General features: G+C 70.7%; 18 protein-coding genes and 3 tRNA genes. 6 read left to right on the forward strand and 15 right to left on the reverse strand.

Annotated features, from left to right (window positions below; all coding sequences use genetic code 11):
* Positions 1-25: 25 nt before the first annotated feature.
* Positions 26-556: a YceD family protein gene (locus SPF06_RS17755; protein WP_323280465.1), complete on the reverse strand. Its 531-nt coding sequence runs from the start codon at positions 554-556 to the stop codon at positions 26-28.
* Between the two features lie 120 nt (positions 557-676).
* The gene (gene coaD / locus SPF06_RS17760) at positions 677-1,165 is read right to left on the reverse strand and encodes a pantetheine-phosphate adenylyltransferase (RefSeq protein WP_323280466.1); all 489 of its coding nucleotides are present in this window, start codon (positions 1,163-1,165) and stop codon (positions 677-679) included.
* Between the two features lie 51 nt (positions 1,166-1,216).
* Here coaD and SPF06_RS17765 point away from each other — a divergent pair, with 51 nt between their 5' ends.
* Together SPF06_RS17765 and SPF06_RS17770 are read left to right on the forward strand one after the other, a co-directional pair.
* Positions 1,217-2,413, forward strand: coding sequence for an aminotransferase class I/II-fold pyridoxal phosphate-dependent enzyme (locus tag SPF06_RS17765; protein ID WP_323280467.1), 1,197 nt, complete (start codon positions 1,217-1,219; stop codon positions 2,411-2,413).
* The gene (locus SPF06_RS17770; protein WP_323280468.1) at positions 2,410-3,240 is read left to right on the forward strand and encodes a spermidine synthase; all 831 of its coding nucleotides are present in this window, start codon (positions 2,410-2,412) and stop codon (positions 3,238-3,240) included. Before SPF06_RS17765 ends, SPF06_RS17770 begins: the two co-directional genes overlap by 4 nt.
* On the opposite strand, the gene rsmD is transcribed toward SPF06_RS17770, so the two are convergent.
* Genes rsmD through thiL form a run of 4 tightly spaced genes read right to left on the reverse strand, consistent with a single transcriptional unit; the run spans position 3,148 to position 8,066 of the window.
* Positions 3,148-3,798, reverse strand: coding sequence for a 16S rRNA (guanine(966)-N(2))-methyltransferase RsmD (gene rsmD / locus SPF06_RS17775; RefSeq protein WP_323280469.1), 651 nt, complete (start codon positions 3,796-3,798; stop codon positions 3,148-3,150). The two genes, SPF06_RS17770 and rsmD, sit on opposite strands and share 93 nt — an antisense overlap.
* Positions 3,799-3,843: 45 nt before the next feature.
* Positions 3,844-6,075 (reverse strand): ATP-dependent DNA helicase RecG, encoded by a 2,232-nt coding sequence (locus tag SPF06_RS17780; protein ID WP_323280470.1) that lies wholly within the window; start codon positions 6,073-6,075, stop codon positions 3,844-3,846.
* Positions 6,065-7,015 (reverse strand): DAK2 domain-containing protein, encoded by a 951-nt coding sequence (locus SPF06_RS17785; RefSeq protein ID WP_323280513.1) that lies wholly within the window; start codon positions 7,013-7,015, stop codon positions 6,065-6,067. Before SPF06_RS17785 ends, SPF06_RS17780 begins: the two co-directional genes overlap by 11 nt.
* Before the next feature lie 34 nt (positions 7,016-7,049).
* Positions 7,050-8,066 carry a thiamine-phosphate kinase gene (thiL, locus tag SPF06_RS17790; protein ID WP_323280471.1) on the reverse strand — a complete coding sequence of 339 codons (1,017 nt, stop codon included), beginning with the start codon at positions 8,064-8,066 and terminating at the stop codon, positions 7,050-7,052.
* A 54-nt stretch (positions 8,067-8,120) separates the two neighbouring features.
* On the opposite strand from thiL, the gene SPF06_RS17795 reads away from it, so the two are divergent.
* On the forward strand, positions 8,121-8,705 hold the full coding sequence (locus SPF06_RS17795; protein ID WP_323280472.1) for a DUF3515 family protein: 585 nt from the start codon (positions 8,121-8,123) through the stop codon (positions 8,703-8,705).
* A gap of 33 nt (positions 8,706-8,738) precedes the next feature.
* On the opposite strand, the gene SPF06_RS17800 is transcribed toward SPF06_RS17795, so the two are convergent.
* The 6 genes from SPF06_RS17800 to leuC all read right to left on the reverse strand — a co-directional run bounded on the left by SPF06_RS17800 (position 8,739) and on the right by leuC (position 15,396).
* The gene (locus SPF06_RS17800) at positions 8,739-9,872 is read right to left on the reverse strand and encodes a D-alanine--D-alanine ligase family protein (protein ID WP_323280514.1); all 1,134 of its coding nucleotides are present in this window, start codon (positions 9,870-9,872) and stop codon (positions 8,739-8,741) included.
* A 28-nt stretch (positions 9,873-9,900) separates the two neighbouring features.
* Positions 9,901-10,956, reverse strand: coding sequence for an NAD(P)H-dependent glycerol-3-phosphate dehydrogenase (locus SPF06_RS17805; RefSeq protein ID WP_428985796.1), 1,056 nt, complete (start codon positions 10,954-10,956; stop codon positions 9,901-9,903).
* A gap of 44 nt (positions 10,957-11,000) precedes the next feature.
* Positions 11,001-11,726 carry a lysophospholipid acyltransferase family protein gene (locus tag SPF06_RS17810; RefSeq protein ID WP_323280516.1) on the reverse strand — a complete coding sequence of 242 codons (726 nt, stop codon included), beginning with the start codon at positions 11,724-11,726 and terminating at the stop codon, positions 11,001-11,003.
* Between the two features lie 83 nt (positions 11,727-11,809).
* The gene (gene murA / locus SPF06_RS17815) at positions 11,810-13,138 is read right to left on the reverse strand and encodes a UDP-N-acetylglucosamine 1-carboxyvinyltransferase (RefSeq protein WP_323280473.1); all 1,329 of its coding nucleotides are present in this window, start codon (positions 13,136-13,138) and stop codon (positions 11,810-11,812) included.
* A 171-nt stretch (positions 13,139-13,309) separates the two neighbouring features.
* Positions 13,310-13,909 carry a 3-isopropylmalate dehydratase small subunit gene (gene leuD, locus SPF06_RS17820; RefSeq protein ID WP_323280474.1) on the reverse strand — a complete coding sequence of 200 codons (600 nt, stop codon included), beginning with the start codon at positions 13,907-13,909 and terminating at the stop codon, positions 13,310-13,312.
* A gap of 44 nt (positions 13,910-13,953) precedes the next feature.
* Positions 13,954-15,396: a 3-isopropylmalate dehydratase large subunit gene (gene leuC, locus SPF06_RS17825; protein WP_323280475.1), complete on the reverse strand. Its 1,443-nt coding sequence runs from the start codon at positions 15,394-15,396 to the stop codon at positions 13,954-13,956.
* Between the two features lie 120 nt (positions 15,397-15,516).
* On the opposite strand from leuC, the gene SPF06_RS17830 reads away from it, so the two are divergent.
* The 3 genes from SPF06_RS17830 (at position 15,517) to SPF06_RS17840 (ending at position 17,543) form a co-directional block, all read left to right on the forward strand.
* The gene (locus tag SPF06_RS17830; protein WP_323280476.1) at positions 15,517-16,236 is read left to right on the forward strand and encodes an IclR family transcriptional regulator; all 720 of its coding nucleotides are present in this window, start codon (positions 15,517-15,519) and stop codon (positions 16,234-16,236) included.
* A 55-nt stretch (positions 16,237-16,291) separates the two neighbouring features.
* The gene (locus SPF06_RS17835; RefSeq protein ID WP_323280477.1) at positions 16,292-16,828 is read left to right on the forward strand and encodes a DUF1697 domain-containing protein; all 537 of its coding nucleotides are present in this window, start codon (positions 16,292-16,294) and stop codon (positions 16,826-16,828) included.
* Positions 16,829-16,919: 91 nt separating this feature from the next.
* On the forward strand, positions 16,920-17,543 hold the full coding sequence (locus SPF06_RS17840; protein ID WP_323280478.1) for a VOC family protein: 624 nt from the start codon (positions 16,920-16,922) through the stop codon (positions 17,541-17,543).
* Between the two features lie 87 nt (positions 17,544-17,630).
* On the opposite strand, the gene SPF06_RS17845 is transcribed toward SPF06_RS17840, so the two are convergent.
* The 3 genes from SPF06_RS17845 to SPF06_RS17855 form a co-directional block, all read right to left on the reverse strand.
* Positions 17,631-17,703: transfer RNA gene (locus tag SPF06_RS17845), tRNA-Glu, on the reverse strand.
* Between the two features lie 64 nt (positions 17,704-17,767).
* Positions 17,768-17,840 (reverse strand) — tRNA-Glu (locus SPF06_RS17850).
* A 50-nt stretch (positions 17,841-17,890) separates the two neighbouring features.
* A tRNA-Gln gene (locus SPF06_RS17855) sits at positions 17,891-17,962 on the reverse strand.
* Positions 17,963-17,990 lie beyond the last annotated feature (28 nt).

The raw sequence follows: 17,990 nt of genomic DNA on the forward strand, positions 1-17,990 counted from the left end.
CTCATTTCTCTCTTAGGGCCAACACTTATTCATCGCTGTGCCGGTCGGGCCTGATCAGCTCGGCCAGAGCCGACCACCGCGGGTCCAGGACCTCGTGATGGTGGCCAGGCTCGTCTGCCAGGCGGATGCCGCATTCGGGGCAGAGCCCCGGGCAGTCCTCCCGGCACACCGGCTGGAACGGCAGCATGGTCACTACTGCGTCCCGCAACACCGGCTCAAGATCGATGGAATCGTGCTCGACTCGACGTTGCTCTTCATCGTCTTCTCCCTCCAAGGGCTCCGCGCCCTCGTAGGAGAAAAGCTCTTGCACATCGACCTCGAGGCCGTACTCGATGGGATCCAGGCACCGCCCGCACTCGCCGACCACGTCGACGCGTGCGGATCCCGATACCAGGATCCCCTCGTGGACCGCCTCGAGCCTCAGATCGAGGTCCACGGGGGACCCCTCTCTGACGCCGATGAGCGCCACACCGAGATCACTCGGTGCGGGCACATGCTCCTTCAGTGTCCGCATCGTGCCCGGGCTGCGCCCGAGGTCCTTGACGTCAATAGCCAAGGGCGAACGTCCTTCGCGCTTAATGAGAACTCCTGTAGAACATAGACCGACAAACAATCCTAGCCTGTGGCGCGCGGAGTCCCAAACCCGGCGCGCCCCGCGTCGCGCGCACCGGACCGGCTACGGCGAGCGACGCGGCGTGGTCGCGTCGAGCCTCGCGAGTACCGAACGTGGCACGAATTCGGAGACGTCTCCCCCGAGGTCGTGGACCTCCTTGATGAGCGTCGAGGACAAGTGGACGTAGTGGGCCTCGGCCGGAAGGAACACGGTCTCGACCCCGGTCAGCTGGCGGTTCATGATGGCCATCGGCAGCTCGTAGTCGAAATCCGAGGACGAGCGGAGCCCCTTGACGATCGCCGATGCGCCGCGCTGGCGGCAGTATTCGGCCAAGAGCCCCTCGCCCATCGGCTCGACGATGATCCCGCTGATCGCTCCGAGCGTGCGTCGGGCCATCTCGATGCGCTCATCGATGCTGAAGCGATACCTCTTGGCATAGTTGGTCGAGACGGCCACGACCACCTCGTCGAACTGATTCGCGGCACGGGCGATGACTTCGAGGTGGCCGTTGTGGATCGGGTCGAAGGAGCCTGGGCAGACGGCGCGTCTCATGCTGCCAACATACTGCAACGGCGCGGCCTGACAGCTGGATAGCATGGGCGAATGACTTCCCCCTGGCAGCGCACGGCGGCGGGCGCGAACCTCTTGGGCGCGGACGGGCGCCTCGGCGTGACGATCTTCGAGGAGATGACGGGACTCGCGGTGAGCCGCGGCGCGATCAACCTCGGCCAGGGCTTTCCCGACGAGGACGGCCCCGAGGAGATGAAGGAGGCCGCGCGGCGCGCGATCTCCGAGGGCTCGAACCAGTATGCGCCGGGCAAGGGGCTCCCGATCCTGCGGACTGCGATCGCGGCGCACCAGAGTCGGTTCTACGGGCTCGAGCCGGACCCCGAGACCGAGGTCCTCGTCACGACGGGCGCCACCGAGGCGATTGCCGCGGCGATCCTGGCCTTCGCCGAGCCGGGCGACGACGTCCTCACGTTCGAGCCGTTCTACGACTCCTACGGGGCGATGATCGGGCTCGCGGGCGCCAACCATGTCACGGTCCCGCTGCACGCCCCGCACTTCCAGCCCGACCCCGCAGAGCTCGAGGCCGCCTTCAGCCCAGCGACGCGCATCGTCGTCCTCAACAACCCCCACAATCCGACGGGTGCGGTCTTCGGCCGCGACGTCCTCGAGCAGATCGTGCGCCTCGCGGCGCGTCACGATGCGATCATCGTCTCCGACGAGGTCTACGAGCACCTCGTGTTCGGCGAGCCGCACGTACCGATCGCGACGATTCCGGCCGCCGCCGAGCGGACCCTCACGATCTCCTCGGCCGGCAAGACGTTTTCGTTCACAGGCTGGAAGGTCGGCTGGGTGTCGGGGCCCGAGGAGCTCGTCGCGCGGGTGAGGACGGTCAAGCAGTTCACGACGTATAGCTCGGGGACGCCGTTCCAGACGGCTGTCGCGCTCGGCCTCGGCCTGCCCGACGCGTTCTTCGCCGGCGCGGCCTCGACCCTTCGGCACAAGCGCGACATCCTCGCCGACGGCCTGCGCGCGGCGGGACTCACGGTCTACGTGCCCGACGGAACGTACTTCATCACGACGGACACCGCCGCGCTCGGCTTCGACGACGCCCTCGACCTCGCGCGCCGGCTCCCCGAGCTCGTGGGCGTGGCCGCGATCCCGGTCTCCGTGTTCTGCCACGACGAGGGCGCGAAGCGGACCCGGTCCCTCCTGCGCTTCGCGTTCTGCAAGCGCGAGGACGTGCTCGAGGAGGCCGCGGGCAGGCTCGCGCGGCTCGGCGGGCTCGTGTGAGCCCCCTCCGCACGGGGGCCGCGGGCGACGGCGGCACGAGGGCGAGCGCGTCGCGCTACCTCGCGGGGGCGGGAACCCACGCCGAGATCGCGCCGGACCCGCTCATCGACGGCGCATTCGTCCTTTCGATCGGCGGCGCGGAGCAGTCCCACGTCGACCTGGCCCGGCCCGATCACGTGTTCTACGCGTACCTCCGGCGCATGGCCAACGTCCTCGACCTTCTGGCCCCTCCCGGCGCTCCGCTGCGCGTGCTCCATCTCGGGGCAGGCGCTCTCACGCTCGTGCGGTATGTCGAGGCGACGCGCCCCGGATCGCGCCAGGCCGCCGTCGAGCTCGAACGCGAGCTCCTCGGCTTCGTACTCGAACGGCTGCCGCTTCCCATCGGCACCCAGCTCGCGGTGCGCATCGGCGACGCGCGCGGCGAGCTGCCCGCATTCAGCGGAGAGCCCCGGTTCGACGCCGTCGTCCTCGACGTCTTCTCGGGCCCCGAAGCACCCGCGCACATTGCGCATCGGGACTTCTACGCCGAGTGCGCGGCCCTCCTCTCCCCACGCGGGGCCATGCTCGTGAACATCGGCGACGATCCGCCGCTCACGCTTGTCCGGTCCCAGCTCGCCGCGATGCGCACGGTCTTCCGCGAGGTCGCGGCCCTGAGCGAACCGGAGATGTTCGAGGCGCGGTACCCGGGGAACATTGTCGCGGTCGGCCTCAGCGCCCCTTGGCCCGACGGCTGGTCAGAAGCCCTCGCCGCGGCCGGCCCACACCCCACCGCCCTCCGGCGCGGTGTCGATCTGGACGGCCTCGCCGGGGGCACGGGCGGGAGCTAACTCGGCGAACCACAAGTGCGTCTCGCCGTATTTCCGGTCGGCGAAGTGGGCGAGGGCCGCCGGCCACGCGGGCTCGGGCGAACGCGCAGAGCGTTCGACGACGACGAGGGCGTCCGGCGCGAGACGCGGCGCAACCGCGGCGAGCACCGAGGCGAGCTGCTCCTCGCTGAGCGGGTACGGCGGGTCCATGAGGACAAGGTCCCAGTGCTCCCCAGGAGGAACGCGCTCGAGGAACGCGCTCACTTTGGCCCGGCGCACGGTCACGGCCCTGCGGTTGAGGGCATCGTTGATCGTGCGGGCGTTCCGCTCGCACACGTGCGCCGCCTTCGCCTCGGACTCGACGAGCTCAACTGTCGAGGCCCCGCGGCTCGCGGCCTCGACCCCGAGCGCCCCTGAGCCCGCGTAGAGGTCGAGCACGCGCGCACGGCTCAGCATGCCCAGCGAGTCAAGCCTCGAGAAGAGCGCCTCCTTGACGCGGTCCGTCGTCGGCCGCGTGGCAGAGCCGGGGACGGCCACGAGCGGCACGCCGCCCGCGATCCCCGAAATGATCCTGCTCATGCTGCCCCTCTCCGCGTGGTCCCCCGCATGCCATGCCCCGTCCGATCAGCCACGTTCGAGGAACACCTCCCTCTCAGGGTCGAGATAGTCCTCGATCGCGGAGGCGAGCGCAGGATGCCGCTCGAGGTCGGGATCGTCGGCCACGATCTCGATCGCGTCCTCCCGCGCGCTCGCGATGACTTCGGCGTCACGGAGCACGCGCAGGAGCCGGAGAGTCGAGCGCCGGCCCGACTGGCTCGCACCCAGGATGTCCCCCTCGCGGCGGAACTCGAGGTCCTTCTGGGCCAGCTCGAACCCGTCGGTGCTTGCGGCCACCGCCGCGAGGCGCTCGCGGCTCGGATGCCCGGGCTCGAGCCGGGTCACGAGGAGGCACGTGCCCGGGTGGCCGCCGCGGCCGACGCGCCCGCGGAGCTGGTGCAGCTGGGCGATGCCGAAGCGGTCTGCGTCGAGGATCACCATGAGGGTCGCGTTCGGGACGTCGACCCCGACCTCGACGACGGTCGTCGCGACAAGCACTCCTGTCTGCCCCGTCGCGAAGGCCCGCATCGCGGCGGTCTTCGCGTCGGCGTCGAGCCGCCCATGGAGCACGCCGATGGCCACGCCCTCGAGCGCGGGCTCGGCTTCGAGCTGTGCGGTGATGTCCGCGACCGAGACGGCCTGCTGCTCGGGAGCCGCGAGGGCCGTGCCGCCCCACGTCGCAGCGTCGAGCGCTTCGAGATCGCCCTCATCCCCGGCTCCCGCGCCGATCGTGGGGCACACGACGTAGACCTGCCGACCGGCGTCGACCTCTTCACGCGCGCGCTGCCAGACCCGGCGTTCCCACGACGGGTTCTCGACGAGCCCCACCGTGTGGGTCGCGATCGGCGAGCGTCCCCGCGGAAGCTCGCGCAGGACGGACGTCTCGAGGTCGCCGAACACGGTCATCGCGACCGTGCGCGGGATCGGCGTGGCGGTCATGACGAGCAGATGGGGCGTCGCGAGGCTCTTTGCTCGCAGGGCGTCGCGCTGTTCGACGCCGAAGCGGTGCTGTTCGTCGACGACGACGAGGCCGAGGTCCGCGAACTGGACGTTCTCCGAGAGGAGCGCGTGGGTCCCGACGACGATGCCGGCCTGCCCGCTCGCAGCGGCGAGGAGGCTGCGCTTCTTCTCCCCCGCCGACTGTGATCCGGTCAGGAGCGCGACCTCGACGCCGAGATCATCGGCGCCGCCGAGCAGCCCGTCCCGCACGAGGGGGCCGAGCGTCGCGCGGATCGACGCGTAGTGCTGGGCAGCGAGCACCTCGGTCGGGGCAAGCAGCGCCGCCTGGCCGCCGTCGTCCACCACCTGGAGCATCGCGCGGAGGGCGACGACCGTCTTGCCCGAGCCGACCTCGCCCTGGAGGAGGCGGTTCATCGGGTGGCTCGCCGCGAGCTCGCGGGCGAGCAGATCGCCGACTTCGCGCTGCCCGGCCGTGAGCTCGAAGGGAAGGCCGCGGTCGAACGCGTCCAGCAGCCCGCCGCGCCGCGCGGGGCTCGGCCGGGACGGAAGCGCGGCGTGCTGGGCGCGTCGGCGCGCGAGCGCGGTCTGGAGCACGAGCGCCTCCTCGAACCGGAACCGCCGCTGCGCCGAGCGCCACGCGGCGTCGGACTCGGGCTCGTGGATCATGCGGTACGCGTCGGCGACGGGCGGGAGGCGGTACTTCTCGCGGAGCGGCGCGGGAAGGGCCTCGGGGAGCGACGCGAGGTCGATCTGCCCGAGGAGCGTCCCGACGGCCTTCGCGATCGTCCAGCTCGGCACGGACGCCGTGGCCGGATACACGGGAATGGGGCACCCCGCGAGCCGGGCGGCGGCCTCGGGATCGAGATCCTCGGGATCGAGGAGGTCGTAGATCGGGTTCGTGAGCTGGAGGCGGCCGCGGTAGACGCTCACACGGCCCGAGAACATCGCGACGACGCCGCGCGTGAGCTGCTTCGAGGCCTTGAAGCCATTGAAGAACGTGAGCGAGAGCGTGCTGGGACCATTCGTCTGGCCCGGGCGGTCGCTCACGAGAACCTCCGTGATGCTCCCCTTGCGCGTGGCCATGCGCCGGTTCGACGACGAGACGACCTGTGCGACGAGCGTCACGTCCTCGTCGAACGGGAGCTCCTGGATCGGCGTGAGCTCGCCCCGCGCCATGTAGCGCCGGGGAAAGTAGCCGAGGAGGTCGCCCGCCGTCGCGAGGCCGAGCTGATCCGCGAACTTCTTCGCGCCCTTCGCACCGATGAGCCGATCGAGTCGCGTGGTGCGGTCAGCTCGCATGGTCGGAATGGAGCTCGGTGAACGAGACGCGTTCGGGCTCGCCCCGACGCTTGATCTCGGCGAGCACCGTCTCGGGGTCCCGCACGTGGACGTGGACCCGCCACCGGACGCAACCCGAGTCCTCGTCGAGCGGGCCGAGCGGGCTCATGATCACGGAGTCGCCGAGCTCGTCGAGCCGATGCCGCAGGCCAGCCGCATCGAGGGGGCTCAGCGTGATCGTGCACATGAGCTCAACGCCCTCCGCGGGGGGCTGGGTCTCGTGGATGTGCGGATCCTCGACGCGGTAGCCGTGAAGCTGGTCGAGGAGCTGGTCGGTGAGGCCGACGCCGAGCACGGCCGAGCGGAGGGCGCCGAGGACGAGCAGGAGCCCCACGGCCCCGGCGTCGACGACCCGCGCTTCGTGCAGCATCGCCAGCTGCCCTTCCGTGCTGACGACGGCGGCGAGAGCGGCTTCGACGACCGCGTCGAGGGTCTGCGCGAGCGCCGCGTTGCTGTGGCTCGCCTCGTGCTGCCCGTCGGGCCCCGAACTCGCGCCGGCCGCGGCGTCGGCGGCCGCGGCGAGGACCGAGAGCATCGTCCCCTCGACGGGCTCGCTCAGCGCGGACCATGCCCGGATCTGGCTCCGGTGGAGGGCTTCGGCGAGGAGGGGCCCGCTGAGCCGGGACTGGCCGGCAAGCGGAACGGAGAACGCATCGAGGAAGACGGCGAACAGGGTGCCGGAGTTGCCGCGCGCCTCCTCCATGGCCGCGTGCCCTGCGGCGCCGATGACGGCCCCGAGATCGGAGCTGTCGCATTCCTGCGCCGCCTCGGCCGCGGCGCGCGCCGTGAGGTAGAGGTTCGTGCCGGTGTCGCCGTCGGGCACGGGAAAGATGTTGATCGCGTTGAGCCGGTCGCTGTGGTTGGCCAGCACGGTCTCCGCCATGCCGAGCCAACGGCGCATGGCCGCAGCGTTGGACGCCGTCTTCGCGGCGTTGCTACCAGGCAAAGTGGTCCCATCCCCTCGAGGCCGCCGGGTGCCCTCCCACGAACACGCCGGGCGTCCCGCCGTCGGCAGGCAAAACCGAGCCTATCGCAGCGAAGCCGTGCGGAAGCTGTGCGTCGGCGGGGAAGGCCGCGAGCAGGCCGTGGTCCTCTCCGCCGCCGAGCACCCACGCGAGCGGGTCGGCGCCGAGGAGGGCGGCCGCGGAACGCAGGGGCTCGGCCCGTGCTCGGAGCGCGTCCAGGTCGAAGTCGAGACGTACTCGGCTCGCCTGGGCGAGGCGCAGCGAGTCCCGCTCGAGCCCGTCCGAGAGGTCCATGAGCGCGGTCGCGCCGGCGAGCGCCGCGGCCGGGCCGGCGTTGAGGGGCGGGACTGGCCGGCACTGGAGCTCGACGAGCCCGCGGAGCGCGCCGTCGAGCGTTTCGTAGGCTGGTCCCTCGTCGAGGAGCGCGAGCCCCGCTGCCGCGTGTCCGAGCGAACCGGCGACGGCGAGCACGTCCCCGGGGTGCGCTCCGCTGCGCAGCACGGGGCTGCGCCCGTCGAGGCTCCCGAGCACAGTGGCCGTGATTGAGAGCTCGCCTCCGCGGCCGAGATCGCCGCCCGCGAGGGCGCAGCGCGTCGCGCCGAGCCCGCGCACGCCCGCCGCGAGCCCATCCGCGAGATCCTCGACCCACCCGACGGGCGTCGCGGGCGGGAGCGTGAGGCTCACGACGATGCCCGTCGCGACGGCGCCCATCGCGTTGATGTCGCTCAGGTTCTGGGCCGCGGCCTTCCACCCGACGTCGAATCCCGTGTGCCGATACCCGTTCGGCCAGACGAGGCGGAAGTCGGCGTCCTGCGTCTGTGTGTCCGTCGAGACGACGACCCGGCCGTCGGGGGCGGCGAGGACGGCGGCGTCGTCGCCCGGGCCGAGCAGCGCCGCGGCACCCCCCGCGAGCCGCGGGAGGATCCGGTCGAGGAGTTCGCCCTCGCTCAGCTCTCCGACGGTCAGGGGCAGGGGGGACGTGCGCACGCCACCAGCCTAGTAGGCTGGAGAGGACCCCCGTACGTGTCCCGAAGGATCAGCATGCCCCGCGCCGCCGTGTTCCTGCGCGCCTCGGCCGTCGGTTCCGCCGCTGCCCTCGCCGCGTCGCTTGCGGCATGCAGCGCTCCCGTCGCGGTCGATCCGGCGCCCGACGCCGCCAATCCGGCGTGCGCCCCCGAGATGATCGCCCTCCCCGACTCGCTCGGCACCGCGGCTCTCCGCAAGACGACGAGCCAGGCCACGGCCGCGTGGGGGGACCCGGCCGCCGTCGTCCTTCGGTGCGGCGTGCCGACCCCCGGGCCGACGACCGACCGCTGCGTGACCGTCAACGGCGTCGACTGGGTCATCCGGGACGCGTCGACGCCCTCGACGGCGCCGTCGCCGCGCCCCAGCGCCTCGGGCCAGCCCAGCGCCTCGGCCTCCGCGCCTGCCGGGGGCACGGGCGCGGAGAACGGCACCTACATCCTCACGACCTTCGGGCGGAAGCCCGCGACCGAGCTGCTCCTCGACTCGTCGAAGATCAGCTCGGCCACCGTCCTCGCGACGCTTTCGGGGGCCGTCTCGAAGGTCCCGCAGACCGCGAAATGCGTGGGCCAGGCCGAGGTCGCCCAGCTCCCGAACGGCTGACCGCCCGCGCCCGGCCGAGGCCCGGGAAGCGGGTCAGCGCAGGCCGGTCGGCCGCTCGAGCGCGAGCTGGATGAGCTCGTCGATGAGGTCGTGGTACGAGAGCCCGCTCGCCGCCCACATCTGCGGGTACATGCTGATGGGCGTGAAGCCCGGCATCGTGTTGATCTCGTTGATCACCAGCTCGCCGTCCGGCGTGTAGAAGAAGTCGACACGGGAGAGCCCCTCGGCGGACACGGCGTCGAACGCACGGGCGGCCTGCTCGCGCACGCGCGCGATCACGTCCTCGGGAAGGTCCGCTGGGCAGCTGAGCGCGGCGGCGTCGTCCTCGACGTACTTGGCCTCGAAGTCATAGAACGCGTGCTCGGCGCCCTGGACGACGATTTCGCCGGGGAGGGACGTGCGCGGGGCCCCTGACCCGCGGCCTTCGAGCACGCCGCACTCGATCTCGCGGCCGGCGATCGAGGCCTCGATGACGATCCTGAGGTCGTGCCGGCGCGCCTCGGCGACGGCGGCGTCGAGGTCCTCGGGACGCTCGACGCGCGTGATCCCGACCGAGGAGCCCGCGCGGCAGGGCTTGACGAAGACCGGGTAGCCGAGGCGCGCGACGGCGTCACGCACCGACTGCTGGTCGCGGCGCCATTCCTTGTCGGTCACCGCAACGTAAGGCCCGACGGCGAGGCCCGCGGCCTCGAACGCGATCTTCATGAAGTGCTTGTCCATGCCGACGGCGGACGCGAGGACGCCCGCGCCGACGTACCGGACGTCGGCGAGCTCGAGCAGGCCCTGGACCGTGCCGTCCTCGCCGAACGCGCCGTGCAGGAGCGGGAAGACGACGTCGACCTCTCCCAGCTCGCGCGGGACCTCGTTGGGCTTCGTGACGACGAGGCCCGCGCGGCCGGGGCTGCTCGTGAGCCGCACGGTCTCGCTCCCGGGACGGACCTCGGGCATCTCCCCCGCGTTGAGGGCCCACTGCTGCCAGTCGCCGTTCGAGAGGACCCACTGGCCGTCCTTGGATATGCCAATGGGAAGGACCTCGTACTTGTCGGGATCGATCGCGTTCATGACGCCCGCCGCCGTCACGCAGCTCACGGCATGCTCGCTCGAGCGGCCGCCGAAGAGGAGCGCGACGCGGATCTTGCGCCCCGCGTCCGCGGGCGTCACAGGGATCGGCTCGGGAGTTGCAGGCTGGGACACGCTATTCGCCTTCCGACTTGAGCTCCCGCGCGAGCAGGGCTGTTTGAAGCTGGTCAATGCCGATGCGGCCTGCGAGCACGCCGACGACGGCCTCGGTGATGGGCATGTCGACGCCGACGCGGCGCGCGAGATCACGGACCGCGGGCGCGGACTTGATGCCCTCGGCGATCTGGGTCATGCGGGCCCCCACTTCCTCGACGCTCAGGCCCTGCCCGAGGAGGGTTCCGGCGGTGTGGTTGCGGGAGAGCTTCGACGCGCAGGTCGCCACGAGGTCGCCGAGGCCTGCGAGGCCCGCGAGGGTCTGGGGGTCCGCGCCGAGGGCGACGGCGAGGCGCGTTGTCTCCGCGAGACCGCGGGTGATGACGGAGGCCTTCGTGTTGTCCCCCATGCCCTTGCCGTCGCAGATCCCGACACACAGGGCGATGACGTTCTTGACGATGCCGCCGATCTCGGCCCCCACGACGTCGGTGGACGTGTACGGGCGGAAATAGGGCGCGGTCGAGGCCCGGGCGATCTGCTGAGCGAGCGCCTCGTCGGCGCACGCGATGACGGACGCAGTCGGCTCCCTGCGCGCGATCTCCATCGCGAGGTTCGGGCCCGACAGGACGGCGATGCGCTCCGGCGGCACCCCCGTGACCTCGGCGATGACCTCGCTCATCCGCAGATCGGTGCCGACCTCGAGGCCCTTCATGAGGGACACGACGGCGGCGTCTCGCGGGATGAGGCCCCGCCATCTCTCAAGCTGCTCGCGGAGGGACTGCGCGGGGACCGCGAAGACGACGAGCTGCGCCCCCGCGAGGGCGACGGCGGGATCCGTCGTGGCCGTGATCGCTCCGGGCAGTTCGATCTCGCCGAGATAGCGGCCGTTGCGGTGGCGGTTGATGTCCGCAATGGTCTCGGGGTTGCGCCCCCACACCCGGATGCTGCGCTCGATGCCGTGCGATTCAGCCGCGTCCGCGAGGACCTTGGCAAAAGTCGTCCCCCAGCTCCCGGCGCCGAAGACGGCGACCGACGTGATGTCGCTCGGCACGCTCGCGGGGCCAACGGCGTCGCGCACGGCGTCTTCCGCCTGGGCGTGTCCCACGCCGGTGAGGTCTGCGCTCACGCCGGGACTCCGCCGTCGTTCGCCGGGCCTTTCGCGCCGCGCTCGACATCCCGACCGTGTTTGCTCTGCTGGTGCGCCGATGGATCCCAGCGCTCAGCCGGCGGCTCCTCGCCCCGCAGTTCGGCGAGGAGAGCCGTGATGGCCGCCATGATCTTCTCGGTCGCGGCGACGAGCGTCGCCTTGTCCAGCGGGCGCCCCTCGAACTCGCTCAGATCCACGGGATCCCCGATGAGCACGCGGACGCGCTTGCGCGGCCACACGTAGAGCCGCTTGGCGTAGCGCGGGAAGAGCTCCTGCGCACCCCAATGCGCGATCGGGACGACGGGCGCGCCCGTCTTGAGCGCGAGCCGCGCGGCGCCCGTATGGCCCTTCATGGGCCAGAGCGCGGGATCCCGAGTGAGCGTGCCCTCGGGATAGATGAGGATGGCCCCGCCCTCGTCGAGCACCTCACGCGCGACCTCGAGGGACTGCCCGGCGCCCGTGCCGCTGCGGTCCACGGGGATCTGCTTCGTGTGCCGCATGATCGGGCCGAGCACGGGCGGCTTGAAGAGGCCGGCCTTCGCGAGGAAGTGCGGCGGGCGCCCGAGGTTGTAGAGCATGTGCCCGACGACGAGCGGATCGATCTCGGTGCAGTGGTTCGGGCACGCGATGAAGCCCCCGCTGCCGGGAAGATTCTGGAGCCGCTCGGCGCCGAGCCACGTCTTGCCGAGAAGCGCGTTCATCGTGGGCCGCACCACGCCGGCGGCCAGCGCGAAGGCCACGCGCTCGCCCGCGGACTCGCTCGCCCGAGCCTTCGAGGAACCAGTCACGCGGCCTCCTCCTCGTGGTCGAAATCGGCCCCGAGGCCGCCGAGCTTCTCCGTGAACCGCTCATAGCCGCGCTTGATGACGTCGACGCCCGTCGCCCGGGACGTGCCCTCCGCGGCGAGCGCGGCGATGATGTGGCTGAAGCCGCCCCGCAGGTCGGGGACGTCGAAGTCGGCTCCGTGCAGTTCGCTCGGGCCCGAGATGACGGCCGAGTGGAGGAAGTTCCGCTGGCCGAAGCGGCACGGGACGCTGCCCAGGCACTCGCGGTAGACCTGGATTGTCGCCCCCATGCGGCGGAGCGCCTCGGTGAAGCCGAAACGGTTCTCATATACGGTCTCGTGGACGATCGAGACGCCCTCCGCCTGCGTGAGCGCGACGACGAGCGGCTGCTGCCAGTCCGTCATGAAGCCGGGGTGCACGTTGGTCTCGACGACGAGAGGCGAGAGCTTCCCGCCCTTGTGGTAGAACCGGATCCCGTTGTCGCGGATGTCAATCCCGCCGCCGAGCTTCCGGAACGTGTTGAGGAACGTCATCATGTCCCGCTGGAGCGCGCCCTCGACGAAGATGTCGCCCTTCGTGACGAGCGCGGCGGAGGCCCAGGACGCCGCCTCGTTGCGGTCGGGAAGGGCCGTGTGGTCGTAGCCGCCGAGCGACGGGACGCCCTCGATGCGGATCGTCCGATCCGACTGGATGGAGATGAGCGCGCCCATCTTCTGCAGGACCGCGATGAGGTCGACGATCTCGGGCTCCGTCGCGGCACCCGTGAGCTCGGTGATGCCTTCGGCCTTGACCGCGCTGAGGAGCACCTGCTCGGTCGCGCCGACGCTCGGGTACGGGAGCGAGATCTTGGCGCCCTGAAGGCCCTTCGGCGCCGTGATGCGAATGCCCACCGAGCCCTTGTCGACGACGGCGCCGAACTGGCGGAGGACGTTCAGGTGGTAGTCGATGGGCCGATCGCCGATGCGGCAGCCCCCGAGATCCGGGATGAAGGCCTCGCCGATCGCGTGGATGAGGGGCCCGCAGAACAGGATCGGGATGCGCGAATCACCTGCGTGCGCGTCGATGTCCGCTGAATGGGCCGTGCGCGCGTTGGCCGGATCGAGCGTGAGGTCCCCCGTCGCGGGGTCCCGTGCGATGTCGACCCCATGCAGGGAGAGCAGGCTCGTGACGACCTCGACGTCCTTGATCTCCGGAACGCTCCGGAGCACGGACGGCTCGTCGCCGAGCAGAGCCGCGACCATGGCCTTCGGCACGAGATTCTTGGCCCCCCGGACGGCGACCCGTCCCGAGAGCGGCACGCCGCCGCGGATGGTCAGGACACTGCTCATATGGTTGCTTCCTCTACTGCTCGCCTGTCCCCCAACAGCCCGGCCTCGGACCCTGCTAAGCATAGAAGCTCCCCCGCGGAGCGGCGAAACAAACAAGAAGCGAGGAAGAAGGCAGCACGTCGCGTGCCGCCCGCGACGGCGGGCGGCACGCTGTCGCTCAGGACCTCGCGCTCAGGACTTCGCCGGGAGGGTGGTGGGCTTGAAAGAGGGCCGCGAAGCCTCATACGCCGCGATGTCGTCCTCGTGCTGGAGCGTGAGGCCGATGTCGTCGAGGCCCTCGAGCAGGCGCCACCGCGTGTAGTCGTCGATCTCGAACGGCGCGACGATGTTCCCGCACGTGACCATCTTGGCCGCGAGGTCCACCGTGATCTGGGTGCCCGGGTTGTTCTCGAGCTCCTTCCAGATCAGCTCGACGTCATCCTGCGCGACCACGGCGGCGACGAGCCCCTGCTTGCCCGAGTTTCCGCGGAAGATGTCCGCGAAGCGGGACGAGATGACGGCCCGGAAGCCGTAGTCCTTGAGCGCCCACACGGCGTGCTCGCGGGACGAGCCGGTCCCGAAGTCCGGCCCGGCGACGAGGACCGAGCCGCGGCTGAACGGCTCCTGGTTGAGGATGAAGGACTCGTCCTTGCGCCAGCTCGCGAAGAGGGCGTCCTCGAATCCGGTGCGCGTGATCCGCTTGAGGAACACGGCGGGGATGATCTGGTCGGTGTCGACGTTGCTCTGGCGCAGCGGGACGCCGATGCCGGTGTGGGAGGTGAACTTCTCCATGGTGTGTGTCTCCGTAGATTCTCGGCTCGGGCGGGCCCGGCAGGTCAGGCGGCGCTGCTCGCGGCGGCGTCGGCGGCGGGCAGCGGATCGAGGTCCGACGGCGACGAGAGCGTGCCGCGGACGGCCGTCGCGGCGGCGACGACGGGTGAGACGAGGTGGGTGCGGCCACCCTTGCCCTGGCGCCCTTCGAAGTTGCGATTCGACGTCGAGGCGCACCGCTCGCCCGGGGCAAGCTGGTCGGGGTTCATGCCGAGGCACATCGAGCAGCCCGCGAACCGCCATTCGGCGCCGAACTCCGTGAAGACCTTGTCGAGGCCCTCGGCCTCGGCCTCGAGACGCACGCGAGCTGAGCCGGGGACGACGAGCATGCGCACGTTCGGGTCCTTCTCGCGACCGCGGATGATGTCCGCGGCGGCGCGGAGGTCCTCGAGCCGCGAGTTCGTGCACGAGCCGAGGAACACGGTGTCGACCCTGATGTCCTTCATGGGGGTGCCGGCTTCGAGGTCCATGTAGGTCAGGGCCCGGCGGGCAGCCGCCTTCGCGTTCTCGTCTGCGAACGAGTCAGGGTCGGGCACCGCCTGCGAGAGCGAGACACCCTGACCGGGGTTGGTGCCCCACGTGACGAACGGCTCGAGCTCGTCGGCGTCGAGGAACACTTCGGCGTCGAACACGGCGTCGTCGTCGGTGTGGAGCGTGTTCCAGTACTCGACAGCTGCGTCCCAGTCCGCGCCCTGGGGCGCGTGCGGGCGGCCCTTCATGAACGCGTAGGTCGTCTCGTCGGGGGCGACCATGCCGGCGCGGGCGCCGGCCTCGATCGACATGTTGCAGATGGTCATGCGCGCCTCCATCGAGAGGGCGCGGATCGCGGAGCCGCGGTACTCGAGGACGTAGCCCTGCCCGCCGCCCGTGCCGATCTTGGCGATGACGGCGAGGATGATGTCCTTCGAGCTCACGCCGGGCTTGAGTGTCCCCTCCACGGTGATGGCCATCGTCTTGAACGGCTTGAGGGAGAGCGTCTGGGTCGCCATGACGTGCTCGACCTCGGACGTGCCGATGCCCATCGCGAGAGCACCGAACGCACCGTGGGTCGACGTGTGCGAATCGCCGCACACGATCGTCAGCCCCGGCTGGGTCAGACCGAGCTGGGGGCCGACGACGTGCACAATGCCCTGCTCGCGGTCCCCGAGCGAGTGCAGGCGGACGCCGAACTCCTTGCAGTTGGCGCGCAGCGTCTCGATCTGGGTGCGGCTCGTCGGATCGGCGATCGGCTTGTCGATGTCGAGCGTCGGGGTGTTGTGGTCCTCCGTCGCGATCGTGAGGTCCGGGCGGCGCAGCTGGCGGCCGGCGAGGCGGAGGCCCTCGAAGGCCTGCGGGGAGGTCACCTCGTGGACGAGGTGCAGGTCGATGTAGAGGAGGTCCGGCTGGCCCGCTTCGCCCTTGCGCACGACATGCGCGTCCCAGACCTTCTCGGCCAGAGTGCGTCCCATGGCCAGCTCCCTTCGTTCTTGTACGGCGCGATCGGCGCCTCTCACAGTCCAGCAGGGAGTCCGCATGGTGGGCTACTCTGCCGACTTGCATCTCAGATATTGAGACGGCAATATCAACCTATGGACAATTCTAGTGGCGTCGGCGTGATCGACAAGGCCGCGATGGTGCTCGATGCGCTCGAGGCCGGACCGACCACCCTCGCCCAGCTCGTCGCCGCAACCGGCCTCGCGCGCCCGACCGTTCATCGGCTGGCCCTCGCCCTCGTCCATCACCGCCTCGTGGCGCGCGACATCCAGGGGCGCTTCGTGCTGGGCTCCCGCCTCGTCGAACTCGCTTCCGCCGCCGGGGAGGACCGCCTCATCGCCGCTGCGGGCCCGATCCTCGTCCAGCTCCGCGACGCGACGGGCGAGAGCGCCCAGATCTTCCGCCGCCAGGGCGATTCGCGCGTGTGCGTCGCCTCCGCCGAACGCCCGGTGGGCCTGCGCGACACCATCCCCGTCGGCACCCAGCTCACCATGAAGGCCGGCTCCGCGGCCCAGGTCCTCGTGGCCTGGGAGGATCACGACCGGCTCCTCGAAGGGCTCAACAACGCGCGCTTCACCCCCACCGTGCTCGCAGGCGTACGACGGCGGGGCTGGGCCCAGTCCCTTGGCGAACGCGAGCCCGGGGTCGCCTCGGTCTCCGCGCCGGTGCGCGGCCCGTCCGGCCGCGTGATCGCCGCCGTCTCGATCTCGGGGCCGATCGAACGCTTGACGCGCCAGCCCGGCCGTCAGCATGCTGAGGTCGTCTGCAGCGCCGCCCGACTCCTCACGGAAGCCCTGCGCAAGGGCAATGACTGAGTCGAATCGCACCCACTCCACCACCCACACCCACCCCAGCACCCGAGGAGATTTCATGACCGCATACGCCGTCTTCCTCCGCGGGGTCAACGTGGGTGGGATCAACCTGCGGATGGCGGACGTCAAGGCCGCCCTCGCCGAACTTCCCGTATCCGGCGTCTCAACCCTCCTCGCGAGCGGCAACGCCGTCATGCGCTCCGACCTCCCGGCGGGCGAGCTCAAGGAAGCGGTTCAGGCAGCGCTGCGGGCGCGGTTCGGCTATGACGCGTGGGTCATCGTCATGACCGCCGACGACGTCGACGCGATCGTCGGCGCATGCCCCTACCCGCACGACGACGAGGACGCGCACACCTACGTGACGCTCGGTTCCGATCCGGCCGTCCTCGACGAGCTGTGGACCCTCGCCGCGCAGGACGATACCGAGCACACGCGACTCTCCCCCATCGCCACAGCCTGGCGCGCGCCCGTGGGCGGCACACTCGAGAGCCCGATGTCGAAGGCCACGGCCAAGGCCAAATACAAGGCCACAACCACGACGCGCAACCTGCGCACGATGCTCAAAGTCCAGGCGGCCGCGCGCAAGCTCGCCTGACCGAAGCTGGTCAAGAATCAAGCTGATCGGGAATCAAGCTGGTCAGGAATCGAGAAGCGGCGGCGTAGGGGCCGTGGCTAGCGTGGTGGCTATGGCAATCATCGAATCAGTCACGATCGAGGCAGCCGACCCGACGGCCGCCGAACGCTTCTACGCCGCGGCCCTCGGCCCGGCCGTGCCGTTGCACGTACAGGCCTCGGAGGCCGCCACGAGCGGCTTCCGGGGGTTCACGCTCTCGCTCGTCGTGGCGCAGCCCGGCAACGCGGACCTCTTCCTCGACGCCGCCCTGCGCACCGGCGCGACGCCCCTCAAGCCGGCCACCAAGACGTTCTGGGGATACGGCGGAGTCGTCCAGGCCCCCGACGGGACGATTCTCAAGGTCGCGACCTCGGCCAAGAAGGACTCGGGCCCGGCCCGCCGCGAATTCGATCAGTTCGTCCTCTTGCTGGGTGCGGCGGACGTCACGGCCAGCAAGCGCTTCTACGCCGAGCGGGGCCTCTCCGTCGCCAAGAGCTTCGGGCGCACCTACGTCGAGTTCGCGGCAGACGGGCCAGTCAAGCTCGGGCTCTATGGGCGCCGCGCCCTCGCGAAGGATGCAGGAGTCTCCCCCGACGGAACGGGGTCGCACCGCCTCGTGGTCAACGGGCTGGCGGCGGCCTTCACGGATCCGGACGGGTTCGCCTGGGAGGCTGCGTCGACGGCTGTGAACCGCTGACGGCGTCGCTTGGTGAGCCCGCGACCCGGGCATGGCGGGAAATGGGAAGAGCGCCCCGATCCGAAGATCGGGGCGCTCTTCCTGCAGTGACCCCAGCGGGATTCGAACCCGCGTTACCGCCGTGAGAGGGCGGCGTACTAGGCCGCTATACGATGGGGCCGCGCACTGCGCTTCCCCGAAGGGAAGCTTGAAAGGAGGCCCGGCGGAAAACCGCGGACCATCCGTGACCCCAGCGGGATTCGAACCCGCGTTACCGCCGTGAGAGGGCGGCGTACTAGGCCGCTATACGATGGGGCCGTGTACTTTACCTGACCGTCAGGCCGCCACTCGCTCGCGGACATCAGGAGCTGGGATACCAGGACTCGAACCTAGAATGACGGTACCAGAAACCGTAGTGTTGCCAATTACACCATATCCCAAGGCGTGATTCGGGTTTGGCGACCCTCG

Source organism: Sinomonas terricola, assembly GCF_034931225.1.
Classification (GTDB): domain Bacteria; phylum Actinomycetota; class Actinomycetes; order Actinomycetales; family Micrococcaceae; genus Sinomonas; species Sinomonas terricola.